Below are 18,824 nucleotides of genomic sequence, written 5' to 3' on the forward strand. Positions count from 1 at the left end.
ACCATGCGACGACGCCTCGTCCCCGCCGCGCTCCTCCTCCCCCTCGCACTCGTGCTCACCGCCTGCGGCGGGAACTCGGCGGCCGAGACCTCGACGGACATCGACGGACAGGGCTCCCTCACCCTGAACGTCGGTGACCAGAAGGGCGGTTCGGAGGCCATCCTGCGCGCCGCCGGGGAGCTCAGGAACCTCGACTACAAGATCAAGTGGTCCACCTTCACCTCCGGGCCGCCGCTGCTGGAGGCCGTGAACGCCAAGGCCGTCGACATCGGTGGTGTCGGCAACACCCCGCCGGTCTTCGCGGCCGGCGCGGGCTCGAAGATCACGGCGGTGGCCGCCTTCAAGGGCACCTCCAAGGGCGACGCGATCCTCGTGCCGAACGACTCGAAGCTGACGAAGCCCGAGCAGCTGAGGAGCAGGTCGATCGCCGTCGCGCAGGGGTCCTCCGCCAACTACCAGCTGGTCGCGTCCCTCAAGAAGGCCGGCCTGAGCCTGAGCGACGTCAAGGTCAAGTACCTGCAACCGGCCGACGCGCTGGCCGCGTTCAGCGCCGGGAAGGTCGACGCGTGGGCGGTGTGGGACCCGTACACCTCGCAGGTGCTCCTGTCCGGGCAGGGCCGGATCCTGACGACCGGCGACGGGGTCACCAACGGCCTGACCTTCCAGGTGGCGGCGCCTTCCGCCCTGCGGGACAAGAAGAAGGCCGCGGCGATCAAGGACTATCTGGAGCGGCTGCGGCGCGCCACGGCGTGGGTGCACGACCACGAGGAGGAGTGGGCCAAGGTCTGGGCGAAGGACACCGGGCTGCCCTACGACGTCGCGCTGGCGTCGGTGAAGCGCACCAACGCCACCCGGATACCGGTCGCGGTCGACAAGCCGCTCATCGCCTCCGAGCAGGAGATCGCCGACACCTTCACCGCGCTGAAGCTCATCCCGAACAAGGTCGACTTCGGCGACTTCGTGGACACCCGGTACAACGGCGGGCTGCCGCCGTCGACCTCTGCGGCGCATGCGTCGGAGGGGTCGTGACGCGGCGCACGCGCGCGCCGCACGACGGCTCCCCGTCCGGTGCCTCGGGGGAAGATCCTCGCCCCCAAGGCTGTTAGTGGAAGCGTGAACAATACTGAGGCGGTCGATGCGATCGAGGCAGTCGACGTGGTTGACGCGGTCGACACCGTCGACGTAGTCGTCATAGGCGCTGGTCAGGCAGGACTCTCCAGCGCCTACCACCTGCGGCGCACCGGTTTCGAGCCGGACCGTGACTTCGTCGTCCTCGACCACTCGCCCGGGCCGGGCGGCGCCTGGCAGTTCCGATGGCCCTCGTTGACGTACGGCAAGGTGCACGGGATGCACGCGTTGCCCGGTATGGAGCTGACGGGTGCGGCGGCCGAGCGGCCGTCGTCCGAGGTCATCGCCGAGTACTTCGACACCTATGAGCGGACCTTCGACCTGCGGGTCCGGCGGCCGGTCGACGTGCGGGCCGTGCGTGAGGGCCCGGGCGGGCGGCTGCTCGTCGAGAGTTCGGCGGGGACCTGGGCGACGCGGGCGCTGATCAACGCGACCGGCACCTGGGACCGGCCGTTCTGGCCACGCTATCCGGGGCAGGAGACGTTCCGGGGGCGGCAGTTGCACACCGCGCAGTACCCCGGGCCGCAGGAGTTCGCCGGTCAGCGGGTCGTCGTCGTGGGCGGCGGCGCCTCCGGCACCCAGCATCTGCTGGAGATCGCCCCGCACGCGGCCGCCACCACGTGGGTCACACGGCGCCCGCCCGTGTTCCGTGAGGGCCCCTTCAGCGAGGACGTGGGCCGGGCGGCCGTCGCGCTCGTCGAGGAGCGGGTCCGGCAGGGGCTGCCGCCGAAGAGTGTCGTCTCCGTGACGGGGCTGCCTCTCAACGACGCCGTCCGGCAGGGGCTCGCGGACGGGGTCCTGGACCGGCAGCCGATGTTCGACCGGATCACACCCGACGGTGTGGAGTGGCAGGACGGGCGGCGCGTGGAGGCCGACGTCATCCTGTGGGCGACCGGTTTCCGGGCCGCCGTCGACCACTTGGCTCCGCTGCGGCTGCGCGAGCCGGGCGGTGGAATCCGGGTGGACGGGACACGCGCGGTCGCCGATCCCCGCGTCCACCTCGTGGGCTACGGGCCGTCGGCCAGCACGATCGGCGCCAACCGGGCCGGGCGCGCGGCCGTACGGGACATCAGGAGGTTGCTGGCTCAGGAGCCGGTCGCCGTGTGAGGCTCCCCCGGACACCGAGCGGCGTGCCTCACTTCGACGGCTTGGGGCTCGCCTTCTGCTGGGCGTTGAACGCGGCGACATTGCGCTGATGTTCCGCGTAGTCGGCGGTGAAGCGGGTGTCGCCCGGCTTGACGGTGACGAAGTACAGCCAGTCTCCGGCGGCCGGGTTGATCGCGGCGCGCATCGCCTCCTCGCCCGGGTTGGCGATCGGTGTGGGCGGCAGGCCCATGCGCTGGTACGAGTTGTAGGGGCTCTCGATCCGGGTGTCGGCGTCGGTGGTGCGCAGCGTGGAGCGGCCGAGCGCGTAGTTGATGGTGGAGTCCATCTGCAACGGCATCCCGCGTTCGAGCCGGTTGAAGACGACCCGCGCCACCTTGCCCATGTCGGCCTTGCCGCCGGCCTCGGCCTGCACGATGCTCGCGATGGTGACCGCCTGATAGACGTTCATGGCGTTGCGCTGGGCGCCGGCCGCGATGGGGGCGCCGCCGAACTTCTTGTTGGCGGTGTCGACCATGGCCGACAGCAGGGATTCCGGCGTCGCCTTCTTGCCGTCCTTCTGCTGCAGCGGATACGTCGCCGGGAAGAGGTAGCCCTCGGGGTTGCCCTCGGCGTCGTTCGGCAGCTTGAGGTCGAGCTTGCGCAGGGACTTCTTCGTGGCACCGCCCGGCAGGTCGAGGGCCTTGTCGACGGCGTCGTAGACCTGGCTCGCGCGCCAGCCCTCCGGGATCACCAGCGAGGTGGGCTTCGCCTTCTCCTCACCCGGGCTCAGCAGCGGAACCGCCACGGCGGTGCCGGCCACGACGGCGCCGGCGGCGATGAGGGCGATACGGCCCCGGCGCGTCAGTCGAATCGTGCTCCGTGACGGAGTGTTCAGGTACATGCGGGAACGGTAACCCGCACATGCTCACAAACCCGGCATAACGTCACCCCGTCGGCTCCAGTTGGGCGTCCCGGCGGACCAGCCCCGCATAGCGTCCCTCCCGCTCCAGCAGTTCCTCGTGCGTACCCCGTTCGGCCACCCGCCCCGCGTCGAGGACGACGATCTGGTCGGCGCCCCGGATGGTGGACAGCCGGTGCGCGATGGTGACCGTGGTGCGGTTGGCGGACAGGGCGTCGATGGCCTGCTGGACGGCGTGCTCGGTGCGCGTGTCCAGCGCGCTGGTCGCCTCGTCGAGGATGAGCACGGGCGGATCGCGCAGGATCGTACGGGCGATGGCCAGACGCTGTTTCTCGCCGCCGGAGAAGCGGTGTCCGCGTTCGCCGACGACCGTGTCGTAGCCGTCGGGCAGGGCGGCGATGTGGTCGTGGATCTGGGCCGCCTCGGCCGCCGCGTGCAGTTCCTCGTCGGTGGCGTCCGGCTTGGCGAAGCGCAGATTGTCGGCGACGGAGGCGTGGAAGAGGTACGTCTCCTGCGAGACGACGCCGACCGCGCGGGCCAGGGTGTCGAAGTCGAGGTCGCGTACGTCGACCCCGTCGAGGGTGACCCGGCCGCCCGTCACGTCGTACAGACGCGGCACCAGATGGCCGAGCGTCGACTTCCCGGCGCCGGTCGGGCCGACGACCGCGAGGCTGCCGCCCGCCGGGACGGTGACGTCGATGCCGTCGATGACGGCGCCGCGCTTGGCGTCGTCGTTGTCGTAGCGGAACTCGACGTTCTCGAAGCGGACCTCGCCCTTGACGCGGTCCAGGTGGACCGGGTTCTCCCGCTCGGTGATGTCGATGGGCAGGTCGAGGTACTCGAAGATGCGCTGGAAGAGCGCGAGCGAGGCCTGGATCTGGACTCCGGTGGACAGCAGGCTGACCGCCGGGCGGAACAGTCCCTGCTGGAGCGAGACGAAGGCGACGATCGTGCCGATGGAGGCCTGCGGGCCGCCGAGCTGGAGGGCCATGCCCGCGGTCCAGTAGATGAAGGCGGGCATCGCGGCCATGACGATGGTGATGACCGCCATGCGCCAGCGGCCGGCCATGTTCGCCTTCACTTCGAGGTCGACCAGGCGCTCGGACTCGTCGGAGAAGGCGTCGGTGAGCGAGCCGGAGCGGCCCATCGTGCGGCCGAGCAGGATGCCGCTGACCGAGAGCGACTCGGTGACGGTGGCGGCCATCGCGGCCATCTGCTTCTGGCGCTCGGTGGTGATCTTCTTGCGTTCGTTGCCGACGCGGCGGCTGATCCAGACGAAGACCGGCAGCAGGAGAAGGGAGACGACGGTCAGGCGCCAGTCGAGGGCGATCATCGCGATGATCGTGGCGACCACGCTGGTCAGATTGGAGACCAGGGAGGTCGCGGTGGAGGTGACGGTGGCCTGCATACCGCCGATGTCGTTGGCGATGCGGGACTGGACCTCGCCGGTGCGGGTCCGGGTGAAGAAGGCGAGCGACATGCGCTGCAGGCGGCCGTAGACGGCGGTGCGCAGGTCGTGCATGACCCGCTGGCCGACGGTCGTGGAGATCAGGGTCTGCAGTACACCGAAGACGCTGGTCAGGACGGCGCTGAGGATCATGCCGAGCGCGAGCAGACTGAGCAGGCCGGTACGGCCCTCGGGGATGGCGACGTCGAGGATCGCCTTGAGGAGGAACGGCGTGGCGACGCCGACCAGCGACGCGGCGCCGACGAGGAGGCCGACGACGGCCAGACGTCCACGGTAAGGACGGAAGAGCTTCAGGATGCGGCGCACCTGCCGTGGTTGTTCCTGCTGTGCGGCGGGCGGCGTCCAGGTGGGTTCGCTGTCGGGGTGCATGGGCTCCTTCGGAGGTGTGGTGATGCGGACATGCGGCCTCGTGGACCGCTGACGGAGCTTAGCTCATTGTTACCTATGCTCACAATGAATTTAGTCCTGATATTGTTCCCGCATGACCACCCCCGATCCCGACGGCCCGCTCGCCGAGCAGCTCCTCCGCTTCACCCGCCGGGTGCACCGGATCCAGAAACGGCACCTTCAGGAGTGCGGCCTGGGGATCACCCCGGCTCAGTCCCGTCTGCTGCGCACCCTCGCGCACTACGACTCGCCGCCCCGGATGGCCGACCTCGCCGAGCGCCTGGAAGTGGTCCCGCGTGCCGTGACGACGCTGGTCGACGGGCTGGAGGCGAGCGGGAAGGTGCGGCGGGTGCCGGATCCGACGAACCGACGGGTGATCCGGATCGAGCTCACCGACGACGGGCGGGGGGCCCTGCGGGAGCTGCACGGTGCGCGGCGGTCGGCGGCGGAGGAGATTCTGGCGCCGTTGACGGACGAACAGCGGTTGGTGCTGGGTGAGTTGCTGGACGCGTTGATCGACGGGGCTGGTGCGCGGAGGTGTTGAGCGCGGGTGCCGGTGGCGCTGAGCACGGGTGCGGGTGGCGCTGAGCGCGAAGGGCCGCGGCCCCTGCTCCGTACTGCTGGAGCGGGGGCCGCGGCCGTGGTGGTGGCTGGGGTGGTGGCTGTGCTGAGCGTCAGCCGGCCTCGGCGGCCGTCTCCTTCTTGAGCTCCGGCTTCTCGGGGTCCGGCTTCGTGAGCTCCGCCTTCGCCGGCTCCTCGTCCTCCAGCTCGACCACGATCTCGCCGTTCAGGACCTTCTTCGCCCGCTCCCTGTCCAGGGCGCCCTCCCAGCGGGCGACGGCGAAGACGGCGACGCAGTTGCCGAGCAGGTTGGTGACGACGCGCATCGAGTCCATGATGCGGTCCACGCCGAGGAGCAGGGCGACGGCTCCGGCCGGGATGGCGCCCAGCGAGGACGCGGTCGCGGACAGGGCGAGGAACGCCGAACCGGGGATGCCCGCCATACCCTTGCTGGTCAGCATCAGCACCAGGATCACGGTGATCTGCTGGCCGAGGCTGAGGTCGACACCCACGGCCTGGGCGATGAACAGCGTGCCGATGGACAGGTAGAGCGAGGCACCGTCGAGGTTGAAGGAGTAGCCGGTCGGCAGCACCAGACCCACGGCGTCGTCGCGGGCGCCGGCCTTGCGCAGCTTCTGCATCACCCGCGGCAGCACCGACTCGGTGGACGCGGTGCCGAGCGCGAGCAGCATCTCCTCACGGATGTAGCGCAGGAACTTCCAGAGGCTGAGCCCGGTGACCACCTTCAGGGCGACGGCGAGGAGCGCGATGAACAGCGCCGCGGCCGCGTAGCACAGGATGATCAGCTTGCCGTAGGTCTCGATGACACCGAGCCCGTAGTTGCCGATGAGGACGGCCATCGCGCCGAACACGGCGATCGGGGCCAGTCGCATCACGAAGCCGACGATCGCGAAGATGATCTCCTGGGCCTGCTCGATGGCCGGCAGCACCTGCGGCACCTTGGTGTGGCCGAGATGCAGCAGCGCGGCGCCCACCAGGCAGGCCAGGATCAGCACTTGCAGCAGCGAGTTCTCGGCGAAGGCGCCGATGAAACTGGTGGGAAGGGAGTTGAGTACGAACTCGGCGGTGGAGGGCAGGTGTTCGCCGCCCGTCTTCGCGTCGACCGCCGAGGCGTCGAGCGAGGACGGGTCGACGTTCATCCCGGATCCGGGCTGGACCACGTTGGCGGCGAGGAGCCCGATGACCAGCGCGAGCGTGCTCGCGACCTCGAACCAGATCAGGGCCTTCAGCCCGATCCGCCCGAACGCCTTCAGGTCGCCGGCCTTGGCGATGCCGACGACGACCACGCAGAACACCAGCGGCGAGATGATCGTCTTGATGAGCCGGATGAAACCGTCGCCGAGCGGCTGGAGATCCGCGGCGAATCCGGGCCACAGCTTCCCGACGACGATTCCGAGCACGATCGCGAGGGCGACCTGTGCGAAGAGAGAGGTACGCAGCATGCGTGCGACGCGTCGCGGCGGGGACGGTACGGACGGCGGCACGGGAACTCCTTGGGGACGGCGGCACACAGAAGTCCCCAGGGACGGTTGGGACTTCTGCCATACGGAAAGCGGATTCCGTGCCGATCACTTTGAAGGTGATGATGTCCTTACACAAGACCCCCGTGTTGCATCTGTGTAAATCGCGCCCCGAGTGACCCATCGCACACACCCGTCTCAGCAGCCGCCGCGATCCTCGGTGAGAACCCCTTGGACGCTGGTCAGAGCACGGCCGTAGCAGCCGCCCGAGCCGTACGACCGGTAGCGCTCGCGCGTCGTGCCGACCGCGTGCCGCTGGTCGCGCGGCACGTTCATCGTCCAGGCGGCGTCCCCGGAGTAGGTGTCGTCGAGCCGCGACCGGGCGGTCCGCCGTCCCTCCCGGGTCGTGACGGCCGTGGCGCGGTCACCGAGGGTCAGCACGGTGCGCAGGCGGTCCCCCGCGCCGATCGTGGTGGTGCCGTCCATCGTGTACGTCCGCTGCGCACGGGCCGTTCGGGCCGGACCGCGTCCGTCGACGGTGGTCGTCTGGTCGTCCGTCCAGGTGGCGTCGAGGGCGTCCAGGTTCTCGCCGTCGGTCCAGCGGTGGACGGAGGTGTTGGTCAGCGCACGGCGGACGGTGGTCGTCACCCGGCCGTGCGAGGTGTCGACATAGCCGGCGACGGTCAGCCGGTGCCCACCCTCCGTGTTCACCCGGTGCTCCGAACCGGGCGTGTACGTCGAGGAGTTGGCGAGGTCCCCGGCCTGGTGCGCGGTGAGCTTCCCGGTGACGTGCGCGCTCTTGGTGTCCTGCCAGACGAGGACGTTCACGGGTGCGCTCCACCCGCTCTGCCCCTCGGGGACGCCGGCGACGGAGACCTCGACGCGGTGCGGGCGGCCGTCGTTGAGGAGGCCGGCGAACGGGGTCAGGTCGTATTCGATCGGCTTGACGTCGAAGGCGCGCGGTCCCGGGACGACGTACCAGAGGAAGGGGTTGGACCAGCCGCCCGTCCACACATGCGGGAACGGTGCGGCGATTCCGGCGAGTTGGCCGTCGACCTTGATCTGCACCTCGCGGTAGGGGCCGCCGGACGCCTTGCAGGAGTAGGGCGCCTGGTCGGGCACGGACAGATACCAGTACTCCTCGCAGCCGCCGCCGGAGCCGGTGGCGTACACCTCGGCGACGATGCGTTCGCTGTTGCGCGGGGTGGTGAGCGTGCCGTTCTGGAGGGTGAGGACGCGGTCGGGTACCTCGGTGGCGGGGGCGGGGGCGGCGTAGAACGTCAGCGTCACCTTGACGTCGATGATGCCGGTGTAGGTGTCGTCGACGACGTTCCCGATGAGCATCTCGACGTCCTGGGCGCGGCGGAGAGTGTCGCTGTAGCGCGTGACGTCCTTCTCCACGGACCACTGGATGCCGTCGGGTGACGGCTCGGGAGTCGACGTACGGAAGATCTCGACGCCTCCGACGTGTAGATAGCCGAGCCGGTCGTACTGACGCCCCTTGACCTTGCCCTCCATCCGCAGCACGACCTTGCTCCAGCGGTCGCCGCAGTCCTCGGGCGGCGCGTAGGTGCCCTTGTACGGGGTGAAGTCGCGGAACTGCGCCTCGGCGACGGTGACTTGGCAGGACCTGCCGGAGGGTCTGCCGACGGGTGGGGCGGCGGTGATGGGGTCGTGCCAGTCGGTGCCGAACTCGGCGGGCACATCCGCCGGTTGGGCGGCGGGTATATCGGCCGGTTGGGCGGGCCGCATATCGGCCGATTGGGCGGGGGGCGCCCCGAGCAGCGAGCCCGCCAGGAGGGTCGCTCCGGCGAGCATGGACATGACGATCCGTCTCTTCATGGCCGGTGTTCTACGGGGAGTCGGGCATCCGCCGCAATGAGGCCTCGGGCCCTCCCGTGTCAGTGCGAGCCTTTCAGGTCGGCCCTGTCCCCCATCACCACCACGGGATGCCGATCCGGATCGAGCGTGCGCAGCAGATACGCCATCGCCGATTCGGACAGACTCACACAGGCCGAGGTACCGCTGCCGTGGTCCATGTGCAGCCAGATGCCACCACCCTTGGACTCGCCCTGGGGGCGGGTGGGGTCGTTGGGCGGGGTGCCCTTGACGCGGTTGTAGTCGATGGCGATGACGTAGTCGAAGTCGTGCCAGTGCGACTTCGCCCACCAGCGCGGCGCAGCGATGGCGGCCGACCGCGTGTACGGCAGCTTGGCCCCGGGATCCTTCAGTACGCCGCCGGCGTCGCTCAGCGTGAACACGCCGACGGGGCTGCGGTTGTCGCCCTCGTGGTGGTCGGTCGTCCAGCCCTTCTTGCCGTTGTGCGCGGGCCAGCTGCCGACGCGGGTCCAGGGGGAGCCTTGACCGGTGGAGCCGTGACTGGCGGAGACGCGCCCGGCGGAGTCCTGCCCGGTGGACTTCTGCCTGGTGTAGAGCACGACCGTGGAGTTCGGGGAGTCCTTGCCGTCGCCGTAGACCGCCACGACCTGGCTGGAGTTGGCCGGGATGCGTCGCTGCCAGCGGTCGGCGACGTCCGGGATGCGCGTCGGGTCCTGGGCCTGGCCCTCGGTGGCGGCCGGGCGCGAGCGCGCGGCCTTGGCCCCATCCGCGCCGCCACCGTGCTCCGTGCCGCCGCACGCGGTGAGGGTCGTCAGGGCCGTCAGAAGGGATCCGATGGCCGCCGTCGCGACCAGGACACGTCGTGCTCCGCCGTTCCGCATCGGTCCATGGTCGCACCCGGTTCGAGGCGGCGGCGGAAGCGACAGCCGCCGCCAGCCGGACGGACAGTCGAACCGGCGGCCGAACAGGCATCGAACCCGTTGGCGAACCGGCAGCGAACCCGGCGCCGGACCCCTCTGCCGATGGCAGCCGGATCTGTGCGACGGCGTGGAAAACCGTTTGCGTCCGACCACGCTGCGACGCGAACCTGTCACGGTTTGCTGCCGCCGTACGCGGTCCCGCTCCGTATGCCGGCATCCGACCGACCCCCCACATCTCCCCATCCCCGATCCCCCCATTGACACGAGCCACTGGGACGTCATGCAGATTCAAGACCTTCCCTATCCCGACCCAGGTGTGCCAGACGCACGCTCGGGTCCCCGATTCCTGTGGTGGCTCTTCCGGAACCAGCTGGGCGGGCAGTTGAAATCCCTCTCCTGGGGACTGCTGCATTTCCTGTCCGTCTCCGCGCTGCCCTTCTGCGTGGGTGTCGCCGTACAGGCCGTCGTCGACCGCTCAGGTTCCCAACTGGCCCTGGCCGGTGGGCTGTTGGTGCTGTGCAGCGCCGGAAACGCGATCGGCGACACCTTCCTGCACCGCACCGCCATCACCAACTGGATCACGGCCGCCGCCCGCGTGCAGCAGTTGCTGGCCCGCAAGGCCGCCCATCTGGGCTCCGCGCTGACCCGACGTGTCGCGGCCGGTGAGGTCGTGGCCGTCTCCACGGGCGACGTCGAGAAGATCGGCTGGTTCGTCGAGGCCTGGTCACGGTTCACCGCGGCCGCACTCGCCGTCGTGGCCGTCTGTGTCGGCCTGCTCGTCTACCAGCCCGCGCTCGGTGTGGTCGTCGCCGTCGGCCTGCCCGTGCTGGCGGTCGCCGTGCTGCCGCTGCTGCCCCGGGCCACCCGGCGGGCGGACTTCCAGCGCGAGAAGGCGGGCCGCGCCACCGAACTGGCCTCGGACACCGTCGCCGGTCTGCGCGTCCTGCGCGGCATCGGCGGCGAGGAACTCTTCCTCGACCGCTACCGCCGCGCCTCCCAGGAGGTACGCCACGCCGCCGTGCGCAGCGCCCGGATGTGGTCCCTGATCTCAGCCATCCAGGTACTGCTGCCGGGACTGCTGCTGATCGCGGTGGTCTGGTACGGCGTCCACCTGGCCCGCCAGGGCCGCGTCACCGTCGGCGAACTGGTCACCGCCTACAGCTCGATCATGATCCTCACCTATCCGCTCCGCCACTTCGAAGAGATCGCGATGGCCTACTCCTTCTCACGCCCCTCGGCCCGACGGGCCGCACGCGTGCTGTCGCTGGAGCGGGTCACCGACACCGCCGGGTCGCGCGACGGATCCGAGGTGCCGTCCGGCGATCTGTACGACCCGGCCACCGGGCTGCTCGCTCCTTCCGGCCGGCTCACCGCGGTGGTGTGCGGCGACCCCGACGCGGCGGGACGGCTGGCCGAACGGCTCGGCGGACACCCCTCCATGGAGGGCACCGCGGTGCTGCTGGGCGGCGTCCCGCTCGACGAGCTGCCCCGCGACTGCGCCCGCACGGCCGTCCTCGTACAGGACAAGGACCCGGTGCTGCTCTCGGGCACGCTGCGCGAACTGCTCGACGTGCCGAGGTCCGGCGACGTCGCCGCCGCGGAGGCGCTTTCGGCCGCTCAGTGCGACGACGTCCTGGCCGCACTGGTCCAGGGGTCGCTCGGCGCCGAGGACCCGATGGACGCCCGTATCACCGAACGCGGCCGGTCCCTGTCCGGCGGCCAGCGCCAGCGCCTCGCGCTCGCCCGGTCACTGGTCACGGACCCCGAGGTGCTCGTCCTGGACGAGCCGACCTCGGCCGTCGACTCCCACACGGAGGCACGGATCGCGCAGGGCGTGCGGGACCTGCGGGCGGGGCGCACGACAGTGATGTTCACTTCGTCGCCCCTGCTCCTCGACCGCGCCGACCGGGTCGTACTGGTCCACGACGGCGAGGTGGCCGCGGTCGGCGTGCACCGCGAGCTGGTGAACGCCGAGCCTCGGTACCGGGCGGTCGTGACCCGGGAGACCGACGAGGAGGCCGCCCTGAACGCCCGCAAGGACGGACCGGGCACCGGATCCGCCCTCAACGACGTGCTCAAGGAACTGGAAGAAATCGAGGAATCGGCATGATCGGCGTGGCGCCACCGGCGTACGACCCGGCTGCCCCGACGACGGCGAACACCCTGCCCGTCGGCGCCCCCGAGACCGTACGCGCCTATGTGGTCGAGTTGTTCCGACGGCACCGCCGTGCCTTCCTGCTCCTCATCACCGTCAACACGGTCGCCGTGGTCGCCTCGATGGCGGGGCCCTGGCTGCTCGGCGGGCTGGTGGAGCGAGTGTCGGACGGGGCCGGGGACAGGACCGGGGACGGCTCCGGACTCGGTGCGCAGGAACTCCATCTGGAGCTCACCGTCGGCCTGTTCGTGGCCGCGCTCGTCGTACAGGCCGTGTTCGTACGGCAGGTGCGGCTGCGCGGCGCCATGCTCGGCGAGCGGATGCTGGCCGATCTGCGCGAGGACTTCCTCATCCGGTCGGTCGGGCTGCCGCCCGGCGTCCTGGAGCGCGCCGGCACGGGTGACCTGCTGTCCCGGATCACGACGGACATCGACCGGCTGGCCAACGCGATGCGCGAGGCCGTGCCCCAGCTGGCGATCGGCGTGGTGTGGGTGATCCTGCTGCTCGGCGGCCTCGTCGTCACCGCGCCACCGCTGGCCGCCGCCGTGCTGATCTCCCTGCCGCTGCTGGTGATCGGCTGCCGCTGGTACTTCAGGCGGGCACCGTCCGCCTACCGCTCGGAGTCCGCCGGTTACGCCTCCGTGGCCGCCGCCCTCGCCGAGACCGTGGACGCCGGGCGCACCGTCGAGGCCCACCGCCTCGGCGAGCGCCGTGTCGAACTGTCGGAGCAGCGGATCAAGGAGTGGACGGCCTGGGAGCGCTACACGCTCTGGCTGCGGTCGGTGCTCTTCCCGTTCATCAACGTCACCCATGTGATGATCCTCGGTTCGGTCCTGATCGTCGGCGGCGTGTTCGTCCTCCAGGGCTGGATCGGGGTCGGTCAGCTGACCACGGGTGCGCTGATCGCACAGATGCTGGTGGATCCCGTCGGGCTCATCCTGCGCTGGTACGACGAGTTGCAGGTGGCCCAGGTGTCGCTGGCCCGGCTGGTCGGCGTCCGGGACATCGAGCCGGAGGCCGGGGACGCCCAGCTCACTCCTGACGGCCGCGACGTGCACGCCGACCGGGTGCACTTCGGCTACCTGGAGGGCGTGGACGTGCTCCGCAAGGTCTCCCTGGAGGTCGCCCCCGGCACCCGACTGGCCCTGGTCGGTCCCTCGGGTGCCGGCAAGTCGACCCTGGGCAGGCTGCTCGCCGGCATCTACGCACCCCGGGACGGCCGGATCACCCTGGGCGGTGCGGAACTGTCCCGGATGACCGCCGAACGGGTCCGTTCCCATGTGGCCCTGGTCAACCAGGAGCACCACGTCTTCGTGGGCTCCCTGCGCGACAACCTGCTGCTGGCCCGCACCGACGCGACCGACGCCGAGCTGTGGGCGGCGCTGGGCGCGGTCGACGCGGACGCATGGGCCCGGGCGCTCGACGAGGGCCTGGACACCGAGGTCGGCTCGGGCGGCTTCTCGCTCACGCCGGCCCAGGCCCAGCAGATCGCCCTGGCCCGCCTCGTGCTGGCCGACCCGCATACCCTGGTCCTGGACGAGGCGACCTCGCTCCTCGACCCACGCGCGGCCCGCCATCTGGAACGGTCCCTGGCCCGTGTCCTCGACGGCCGCACCGTCGTCGCCATCGCCCACCGCCTGCACACCGCCCACGACGCGGACGTCATCGCCGTCGTCGAGAACGGCCGCATCAGCGAGCTGGGCAGCCATGAGGAGCTGGTCCGGGCCGACGGGGCCTATGCGGGGCTGTGGCGGTCCTGGCACGGGTGACTCGTCGCATGGGTGAGTGGTGCGCGGATGAGTGGCCTGTGGGTGATCGGCATGTGTGTGAGTGACATGTGCCTGAGTGGCGTGTGGGGGCGCCGGTCGACCTGTGCCGGAACGAGGTGGGGCCGGGCCGAGAGCCCCGGGCTGCTGAAGCTGTGGCCGGTCGGGGCAACGGTCGGCCCGATCCGAAGGGACGGTTGTCGGCGGGGCGGCTTGCTTCGCCCGAGGGCACGGATCGCAGTAACGAGGGGCGCAGGGCAAGGGGAGCGAGGGCGCGGGCCCCGGCGGCCGGGGGCGCGCCCCACGGTCACAGGAGACCCGGCGCGCTCCGCCCTGGGACGCGTCCGCACATGGCCGGAGCCCCTGCCCTCGGTGGCCTGGGCTGCAGCTCTCGTCGGTCGGGGGCGCAGATGTGAAGGCACGGCCGACGAGAGCGGCAGCCTCGGCGCGAGGCTTCCCGTGCGCCGAGCCGCGGGATCGGCGCAGGCTGGACCCGACCGGCCTGGCCGGCCCGACCCGCCCGACCGGCCCAGCCTCAGCCCCGGCCCCGGCCCCCGCCCGACGGCGCTCCACCGAGCCCGGAGGAGCCGAACGGCTCGGCCTGGGTCCGTGGCGTTGCGCGGGGGCGAAAAGGGGTGGAAGGCTGGATACCGGCACCGGTTCGGGGGCACCCGGGAACCGCAAGACTCTCGTCGGGTGTGGCCTGTGCCCCGCTCCGCGGCGGTCCCCCGCCGACCGCGGTGACTTCGGGCCCGTCCCCACCACCTGGAGGTACCCGTGAACAGCGTCGACGGATGGGGGGACGACGTCTATCAGCCCGATGCATCCGGGCAACGTGAGGACTCGGGGCTGCTCGACGCCGAGGACACCCTGGACAACGACGGCGTCGACGACCCCCTGGATCGGGGCTGGTCCCCTCCGGAGCGACCGTGGGCGGTGGAGCACTCCGGTGTCACGGCCGCCGAGCGCCACCAGGGCGAGACCCTCGACCAGAGGCTCTCCGAGGAGCTGCCGGACCTCGCCCCCCAGGACGGCGACGGCCTCGGAGACGCCGACGGCACCGACGGGGAACTCCTCGACAACGAGGTCGGCGCCATGCGCTCCGGCCGCCTGGTGGCACCCGACGAAGGGGCCCACGAGGACGAGGAGAGCGCGCTCGTCGCGACGGACGTGGGCATCGACGGTGCGGCGGCGTCCGCCGAGGAAGCCGCCATGCACATCGTCGACGACGACGCCCTTTACGGCTGACCGCTGTAGGGCCGACCGCTGTACGGCCGGGCGTCGCAGGACCGACCGCTGTGCGGGTGAGCATCCAGCCCCGATGCCGACGTCAATGCCGATGCCTCCGGAGGAGGAGTTCGCATGCAGCAGGACACGCACCCCGACTACCACCCGGTGGTCTTCCGCGACCGCGCCGCCGGCTACGCCTTCCTGACCCGGTCCACCGCGACCAGCGACCAGACCATCGAGTGGGACGACGGCGAGACCTACCCGGTCGTGGACGTCGAGATCTCCTCGGAGAGCCATCCCTTCTACACCGGCAAGGCGCGGACCGTGGACTCGGAGGGCCGTGTCGCGGCCTTCGAGCGTCGCTACGGCGGCGGATCGGGTCAGGGCGGCTGATCCGGCGAGCGGTCCGGAGATCGGTGGCGTGCGGCTCAGATGACGTTGAGCGCCGCCGCGCAGCCCACCCCGCCGAGCACCATGAACACCGGCATCAGCACCTTGAGCTCGACCCAGCTGCCCGCCCGGAACCGCATGGCCTTGGGCGGACCCAGCGGGTACCAGCGCTTACGGCCGACCGGGATCGGCCACAGGATCGGGCAGCCGGAGACCGTCAGCGCGTCCCCGATGTCGTGCACCAGCGCGCCCAGCACGATCGGCAGCCCCAGCCACAGGTACTCCTGGCCCGGCGCCGTGAACAGCCAGTCCGAGCCGTTGCCCGGCTTGTCCAGGACCCCCGCGATGATCCACGAGCTGGTGGCTGCCAGCAGCCAGACCAGGACATCGGCGCTGGAGCCGCGGGTCGCACGCCAGAGCAGGCCCTCGATGGCGAGCACCATGTGCACGAACAGGATCCCCAGGACCGCCCACCGGCCTCCGGTGATGGCTATGACGGAGGCGCCCGCCCCGATCATGGCCGCCCACAGCCAGGTGTGCGTGAGCGTGCGGTGCCCGCCGGAGCGGCGCGGGTCGCCTTGCTTCTTCGTCGCCTTGTAGACCGCGTACGACAGCTTGTCGACGATCTCGCACAGCCAGCGCGACAGCGGTCCGAAGGCCCGCGAGATGGTGGCGGCCTTGTGGTCGAGGTCCGGGGCGAGGGCCGCGCCGGCGCAGATCAGCGCGCCGGCCAGTAGGACCGGCCAGGGCATTCCGTGCCCGGCCGCGGCCGCGGCCGCTCCGACGCCGAGCCAGGCGGCAGCGCCCGACAGTGAGTGTGCTGGTCCCATCATTGGCCTTGCCTGCCCCATCCCTCGTGTGCCGCTGTCCAGTTGACCGGGTGCGCTGACGTGTCGTCGGCGACACAGAGTAGCGTCCGCGATCTTCGTGCCCGCAGCCGATTCCCCTATGGGGCAGGAGGACAGGCAAGATGGGTGGGTGACCCTCATCGATCAGCTGCCGCCGACCGCCGACCCCGACGCCCTCTACGAAGCCTTCGAGGCGTGGGCCGAGGAACGCGGTCTCACTCTCTACCCCCACCAGGAGGAGGCGCTGATCGAGGTGGTCTCCGGCGCGAACGTGATCGTGTCGACGCCCACCGGCTCCGGCAAGAGCATGATCGCCGCGGGCGCCCACTTCGCCGCGCTGGCCCGGGACGAGGTCACCTTCTACACCGCTCCGATCAAGGCGCTGGTCTCGGAGAAGTTCTTCGAGCTGTGCAAGATCTTCGGCACCGAGAACGTGGGCATGCTGACCGGTGACGCGTCCGTCAACGCCGACGCCCCCGTCATCTGCTGCACCGCGGAGGTCCTCGCGTCGATCGCGCTGCGCGACGGCAAGCAGGCGGACGTCGGCCAGGTCGTGATGGACGAGTTCCACTTCTACGCGGAGGGGGACCGCGGCTGGGCCTGGCAGATCCCCATCCTGGAGCTTCCCCAGGCGCAGTTCATCCTGATGTCGGCCACGCTCGGCGATGTCTCGATGTTCGAGGAGGACCTCACCCGGCGCACCGGCCGGCCGACGTCGGTGGTCCGCTCGGCGACCCGTCCGGTGCCGCTCTCCTACGAGTACAAGCTCACCCCGCTCACCGAGACCCTGACCGAGCTGCTGGAGACCAAGCAGGCGCCGGTCTACATCGTGCACTTCACCCAGGCGCAGGCCGTGGAGCGGGCGCAGGCGCTGATGAGCATCAACATGTGCTCGCGCGAGGAGAAGGACCAGATCGCCGAGCTGATCGGCAACTTCCGCTTCACCACCAAGTTCGGCCGCAACCTCTCCCGTTACGTGCGGCACGGCATCGGCGTCCATCACGCCGGCATGCTGCCCAAGTACCGGCGTCTGGTGGAGAAGCTCGCGCAGGCCGGTCTGCTGAAGGTCATCTGCGGCACGGACACGCTCGGCGTGGGTGTCAACGTGCCCATCCGCACCGTGCTGTTCACGGCCCTCACCAAGTACGACGGCAACCGGGTCCGCACCCTGCGCAACCGCGAGTTCCACCAGATCGCCGGACGCGCCGGACGCGCGGGCTTCGACACGGCGGGCTTCGTGGTCGCCCAGGCGCCCGAGCACGTCATCGAGAACGAGAAGGCGCTCGCGAAGGCGGGTGACGACCCCAAGAAGCGCCGCAAGGTCGTCCGCAAGAAGGCGCCCGAGGGTTTCGTCGGCTGGACGGAGAACACCTTCGAGAAGCTGATCGCGTCCGAACCGGAGCCGCTGACCTCCCGCTTCCGGGTGACACACACCATGCTGCTGTCGGTGATCGCCCGTCCGGGCAACGCCTTCGAGGCGATGCGGCATCTGCTGGAGGACAACCACGAGCCGCGCAAGCAGCAGCTTCGGCACATCCGGCGCGCGATCGCCATCTACCGTTCGCTGCTGGACGGCGGCATCGTCGAGAAGCTCGACGAGCCGGACGCCACCGGCCGTATCGTCCGCCTCACCGTCGATCTCCAGCAGGACTTCGCGCTCAACCAGCCGCTGTCCACCTTCGCGCTGGCCGCGTTCGAGCTGCTGGACCCGGAGTCGCCGTCGTACGCCCTGGACATGGTGTCCGTCGTCGAGTCCACGCTGGACGACCCGCGCCAGATCCTCGTCGCCCAGCTGAACAAGGCGAAGGGCGAGGCCGTGGCCGCCATGAAGGCGGACGGCGTCGAGTACGAGGAGCGCATGGAGCGCCTCCAGGACATCACCTACCCGAAGCCCCTGGAAGAGCTGCTCTTCCACGCGTACAACACCTACCGCAAGAGCCACCCCTGGGTCGGTGACCATCCGCTGTCGCCGAAGTCCGTCATCCGGGACATGTACGAACGGGCGATGTCCTTCACGGAGTTGGTGTCCTTCTACGAGCTGGCCCGCACCGAGGGCATCGTGCTGCGCTACCTCGCCAGTGCGTTCAAGACGCTCGACCACAACATCCCGGACGACCTCAAGTCCGAGGATCTCCAGGACCTGATCGAGTGGCTCGGTGAGATGGTGCGCCAGGTCGACTCCAGTCTGCTCGACGAGTGGGAGCAGCTCGCCAACCCGGAGGAGATGACCGCCGAGGAGGCGCAGGAGAAGGCCGACGAGGTCAAGCCGGTCACCGCGAACGCGCGCGCCTTCCGTGTCCTGGTCCGCAACGCCTTGTTCCGCCGCGTCGAGCTCGCCGCGCTCGACCAGGTCGAGGAGCTGGGCGAGATGGACGCCGAGGCCGGCTGGGACGCCGACGCCTGGGGCGAGGCGATGGACAAGTACTGGGACGAGTACGAGGACCTCGGCACCGGACCCGACGCCCGCGGGCCCAAGCTCCTGGTGATCGAGGAGGAGCCGGAGAACCGCCTGTGGCGGGTCCGTCAGATCTTCGACGACCCGAACAGCGACCATGACTGGGGCATCAGCGCGGAGATCGACCTCGCGGCCTCCGACGCGGAGGGCCGTGCGGTGGTCCGCGTCACCGACGTAGGCCAGTTGTGAGC

The 18,824-nt window shown here is 70.5% G+C and carries 14 protein-coding genes; 8 read left to right on the top strand and 6 right to left on the bottom strand.

The annotated features are described in order from the left end of the window. The first annotated feature begins 3 nt into the window (after positions 1-3). Entirely contained in the window at positions 4-1,029 is a 1,026-nt protein-coding gene (locus ACFWYS_RS11695; protein ID WP_384766052.1) for an ABC transporter substrate-binding protein, read from the top strand. A gap of 126 nt (positions 1,030-1,155) precedes the next feature. Then, positions 1,156-2,235: an NAD(P)-binding domain-containing protein gene (locus ACFWYS_RS11700; protein WP_384766263.1), complete on the top strand. Its 1,080-nt coding sequence runs from the start codon at positions 1,156-1,158 to the stop codon at positions 2,233-2,235. A gap of 28 nt (positions 2,236-2,263) precedes the next feature. Here the strand turns inward: ACFWYS_RS11700 and mltG are convergent, their stop codons facing one another. Continuing rightward, positions 2,264-3,115 carry an endolytic transglycosylase MltG gene (mltG, locus tag ACFWYS_RS11705; RefSeq protein WP_384766054.1) on the bottom strand — a complete coding sequence of 284 codons (852 nt, stop codon included), beginning with the start codon at positions 3,113-3,115 and terminating at the stop codon, positions 2,264-2,266. Between the two features lie 43 nt (positions 3,116-3,158). Further along, complete coding sequence (locus tag ACFWYS_RS11710) at positions 3,159-4,970, bottom strand: ABC transporter ATP-binding protein (RefSeq protein WP_384766055.1); 1,812 nt, start codon at positions 4,968-4,970, stop codon at positions 3,159-3,161. A 112-nt stretch (positions 4,971-5,082) separates the two neighbouring features. Between ACFWYS_RS11710 and ACFWYS_RS11715 the strand changes: the two genes are divergently transcribed. Next, complete coding sequence (locus ACFWYS_RS11715) at positions 5,083-5,532, top strand: MarR family winged helix-turn-helix transcriptional regulator (RefSeq protein WP_384766056.1); 450 nt, start codon at positions 5,083-5,085, stop codon at positions 5,530-5,532. Between the two features lie 130 nt (positions 5,533-5,662). On the opposite strand, the gene ACFWYS_RS11720 is transcribed toward ACFWYS_RS11715, so the two are convergent. The 3 genes from ACFWYS_RS11720 to ACFWYS_RS11730 all read right to left on the bottom strand — a co-directional run bounded on the left by ACFWYS_RS11720 (position 5,663) and on the right by ACFWYS_RS11730 (position 9,750). Next, positions 5,663-7,054: a cation:dicarboxylate symporter family transporter gene (locus tag ACFWYS_RS11720; RefSeq protein WP_384766058.1), complete on the bottom strand. Its 1,392-nt coding sequence runs from the start codon at positions 7,052-7,054 to the stop codon at positions 5,663-5,665. 174 nt (positions 7,055-7,228) lie between these two features. Next, positions 7,229-8,872, bottom strand: a complete 1,644-nt coding sequence (locus ACFWYS_RS11725; RefSeq protein ID WP_384766060.1) for a peptide-N4-asparagine amidase — start codon at positions 8,870-8,872, stop codon at positions 7,229-7,231. A gap of 59 nt (positions 8,873-8,931) precedes the next feature. Further along, complete coding sequence (locus ACFWYS_RS11730; RefSeq protein ID WP_384766062.1) at positions 8,932-9,750, bottom strand: hypothetical protein; 819 nt, start codon at positions 9,748-9,750, stop codon at positions 8,932-8,934. A 319-nt stretch (positions 9,751-10,069) separates the two neighbouring features. Here ACFWYS_RS11730 and ACFWYS_RS11735 point away from each other — a divergent pair, with 319 nt between their 5' ends. The 4 genes from ACFWYS_RS11735 (at position 10,070) to ACFWYS_RS11750 (ending at position 15,333) form a co-directional block, all read left to right on the top strand. Beyond that, positions 10,070-11,899 carry an ABC transporter transmembrane domain-containing protein gene (locus tag ACFWYS_RS11735; RefSeq protein ID WP_384766064.1) on the top strand — a complete coding sequence of 610 codons (1,830 nt, stop codon included), beginning with the start codon at positions 10,070-10,072 and terminating at the stop codon, positions 11,897-11,899. Further along, on the top strand, positions 11,896-13,713 hold the full coding sequence (locus ACFWYS_RS11740; RefSeq protein WP_384766066.1) for an ABC transporter ATP-binding protein: 1,818 nt from the start codon (positions 11,896-11,898) through the stop codon (positions 13,711-13,713). The genes ACFWYS_RS11735 and ACFWYS_RS11740 overlap by 4 nt, the downstream gene beginning before the upstream one ends. 774 nt (positions 13,714-14,487) lie before the next feature. Then, complete coding sequence (locus ACFWYS_RS11745; protein ID WP_384766068.1) at positions 14,488-14,958, top strand: DUF5709 domain-containing protein; 471 nt, start codon at positions 14,488-14,490, stop codon at positions 14,956-14,958. Between the two features lie 114 nt (positions 14,959-15,072). Next, a complete protein-coding gene (locus tag ACFWYS_RS11750) occupies positions 15,073-15,333 on the top strand; it encodes a type B 50S ribosomal protein L31 (protein ID WP_384766069.1) in 261 nt (86 codons plus the stop codon). A 35-nt stretch (positions 15,334-15,368) separates the two neighbouring features. Here ACFWYS_RS11750 and ACFWYS_RS11755 read toward each other — a convergent pair whose 3' ends face one another. After that, positions 15,369-16,163 (bottom strand): metal-dependent hydrolase, encoded by a 795-nt coding sequence (locus tag ACFWYS_RS11755; protein WP_384766071.1) that lies wholly within the window; start codon positions 16,161-16,163, stop codon positions 15,369-15,371. A 145-nt stretch (positions 16,164-16,308) separates the two neighbouring features. Between ACFWYS_RS11755 and ACFWYS_RS11760 the strand changes: the two genes are divergently transcribed. Beyond that, the gene (locus ACFWYS_RS11760; protein ID WP_384766073.1) at positions 16,309-18,822 is read left to right on the top strand and encodes a DUF3516 domain-containing protein; all 2,514 of its coding nucleotides are present in this window, start codon (positions 16,309-16,311) and stop codon (positions 18,820-18,822) included. Positions 18,823-18,824 lie beyond the last annotated feature (2 nt).

This window comes from Streptomyces sp. NPDC059010 (assembly GCF_042740355.1).
GTDB lineage: Bacteria > Actinomycetota > Actinomycetes > Streptomycetales > Streptomycetaceae > Streptomyces.

What these genes read in the sequence shown, in the direction of transcription:
- mltG (WP_384766054.1), bottom strand. Translation starts at nt 3,115, where the DNA reads ATGTACCTGAACACTCCGTCACGGAGCACGATTCGACTGACGCGCCGG.
- ACFWYS_RS11740 (WP_384766066.1), top strand. Translation starts at nt 11,896, where the DNA reads ATGATCGGCGTGGCGCCACCGGCGTACGACCCGGCTGCCCCGACGACG.
- ACFWYS_RS11695 (WP_384766052.1), top strand. Translation starts at nt 4, where the DNA reads ATGCGACGACGCCTCGTCCCCGCCGCGCTCCTCCTCCCCCTCGCACTC.
- ACFWYS_RS11715 (WP_384766056.1), top strand. Translation starts at nt 5,083, where the DNA reads ATGACCACCCCCGATCCCGACGGCCCGCTCGCCGAGCAGCTCCTCCGC.
- ACFWYS_RS11730 (WP_384766062.1), bottom strand. Translation starts at nt 9,750, where the DNA reads ATGCGGAACGGCGGAGCACGACGTGTCCTGGTCGCGACGGCGGCCATC.
- ACFWYS_RS11725 (WP_384766060.1), bottom strand. Translation starts at nt 8,872, where the DNA reads ATGAAGAGACGGATCGTCATGTCCATGCTCGCCGGAGCGACCCTCCTG.
- ACFWYS_RS11735 (WP_384766064.1), top strand. Translation starts at nt 10,070, where the DNA reads ATGCAGATTCAAGACCTTCCCTATCCCGACCCAGGTGTGCCAGACGCA.
- ACFWYS_RS11750 (WP_384766069.1), top strand. Translation starts at nt 15,073, where the DNA reads ATGCAGCAGGACACGCACCCCGACTACCACCCGGTGGTCTTCCGCGAC.
- ACFWYS_RS11755 (WP_384766071.1), bottom strand. Translation starts at nt 16,163, where the DNA reads ATGATGGGACCAGCACACTCACTGTCGGGCGCTGCCGCCTGGCTCGGC.
- ACFWYS_RS11710 (WP_384766055.1), bottom strand. Translation starts at nt 4,970, where the DNA reads ATGCACCCCGACAGCGAACCCACCTGGACGCCGCCCGCCGCACAGCAG.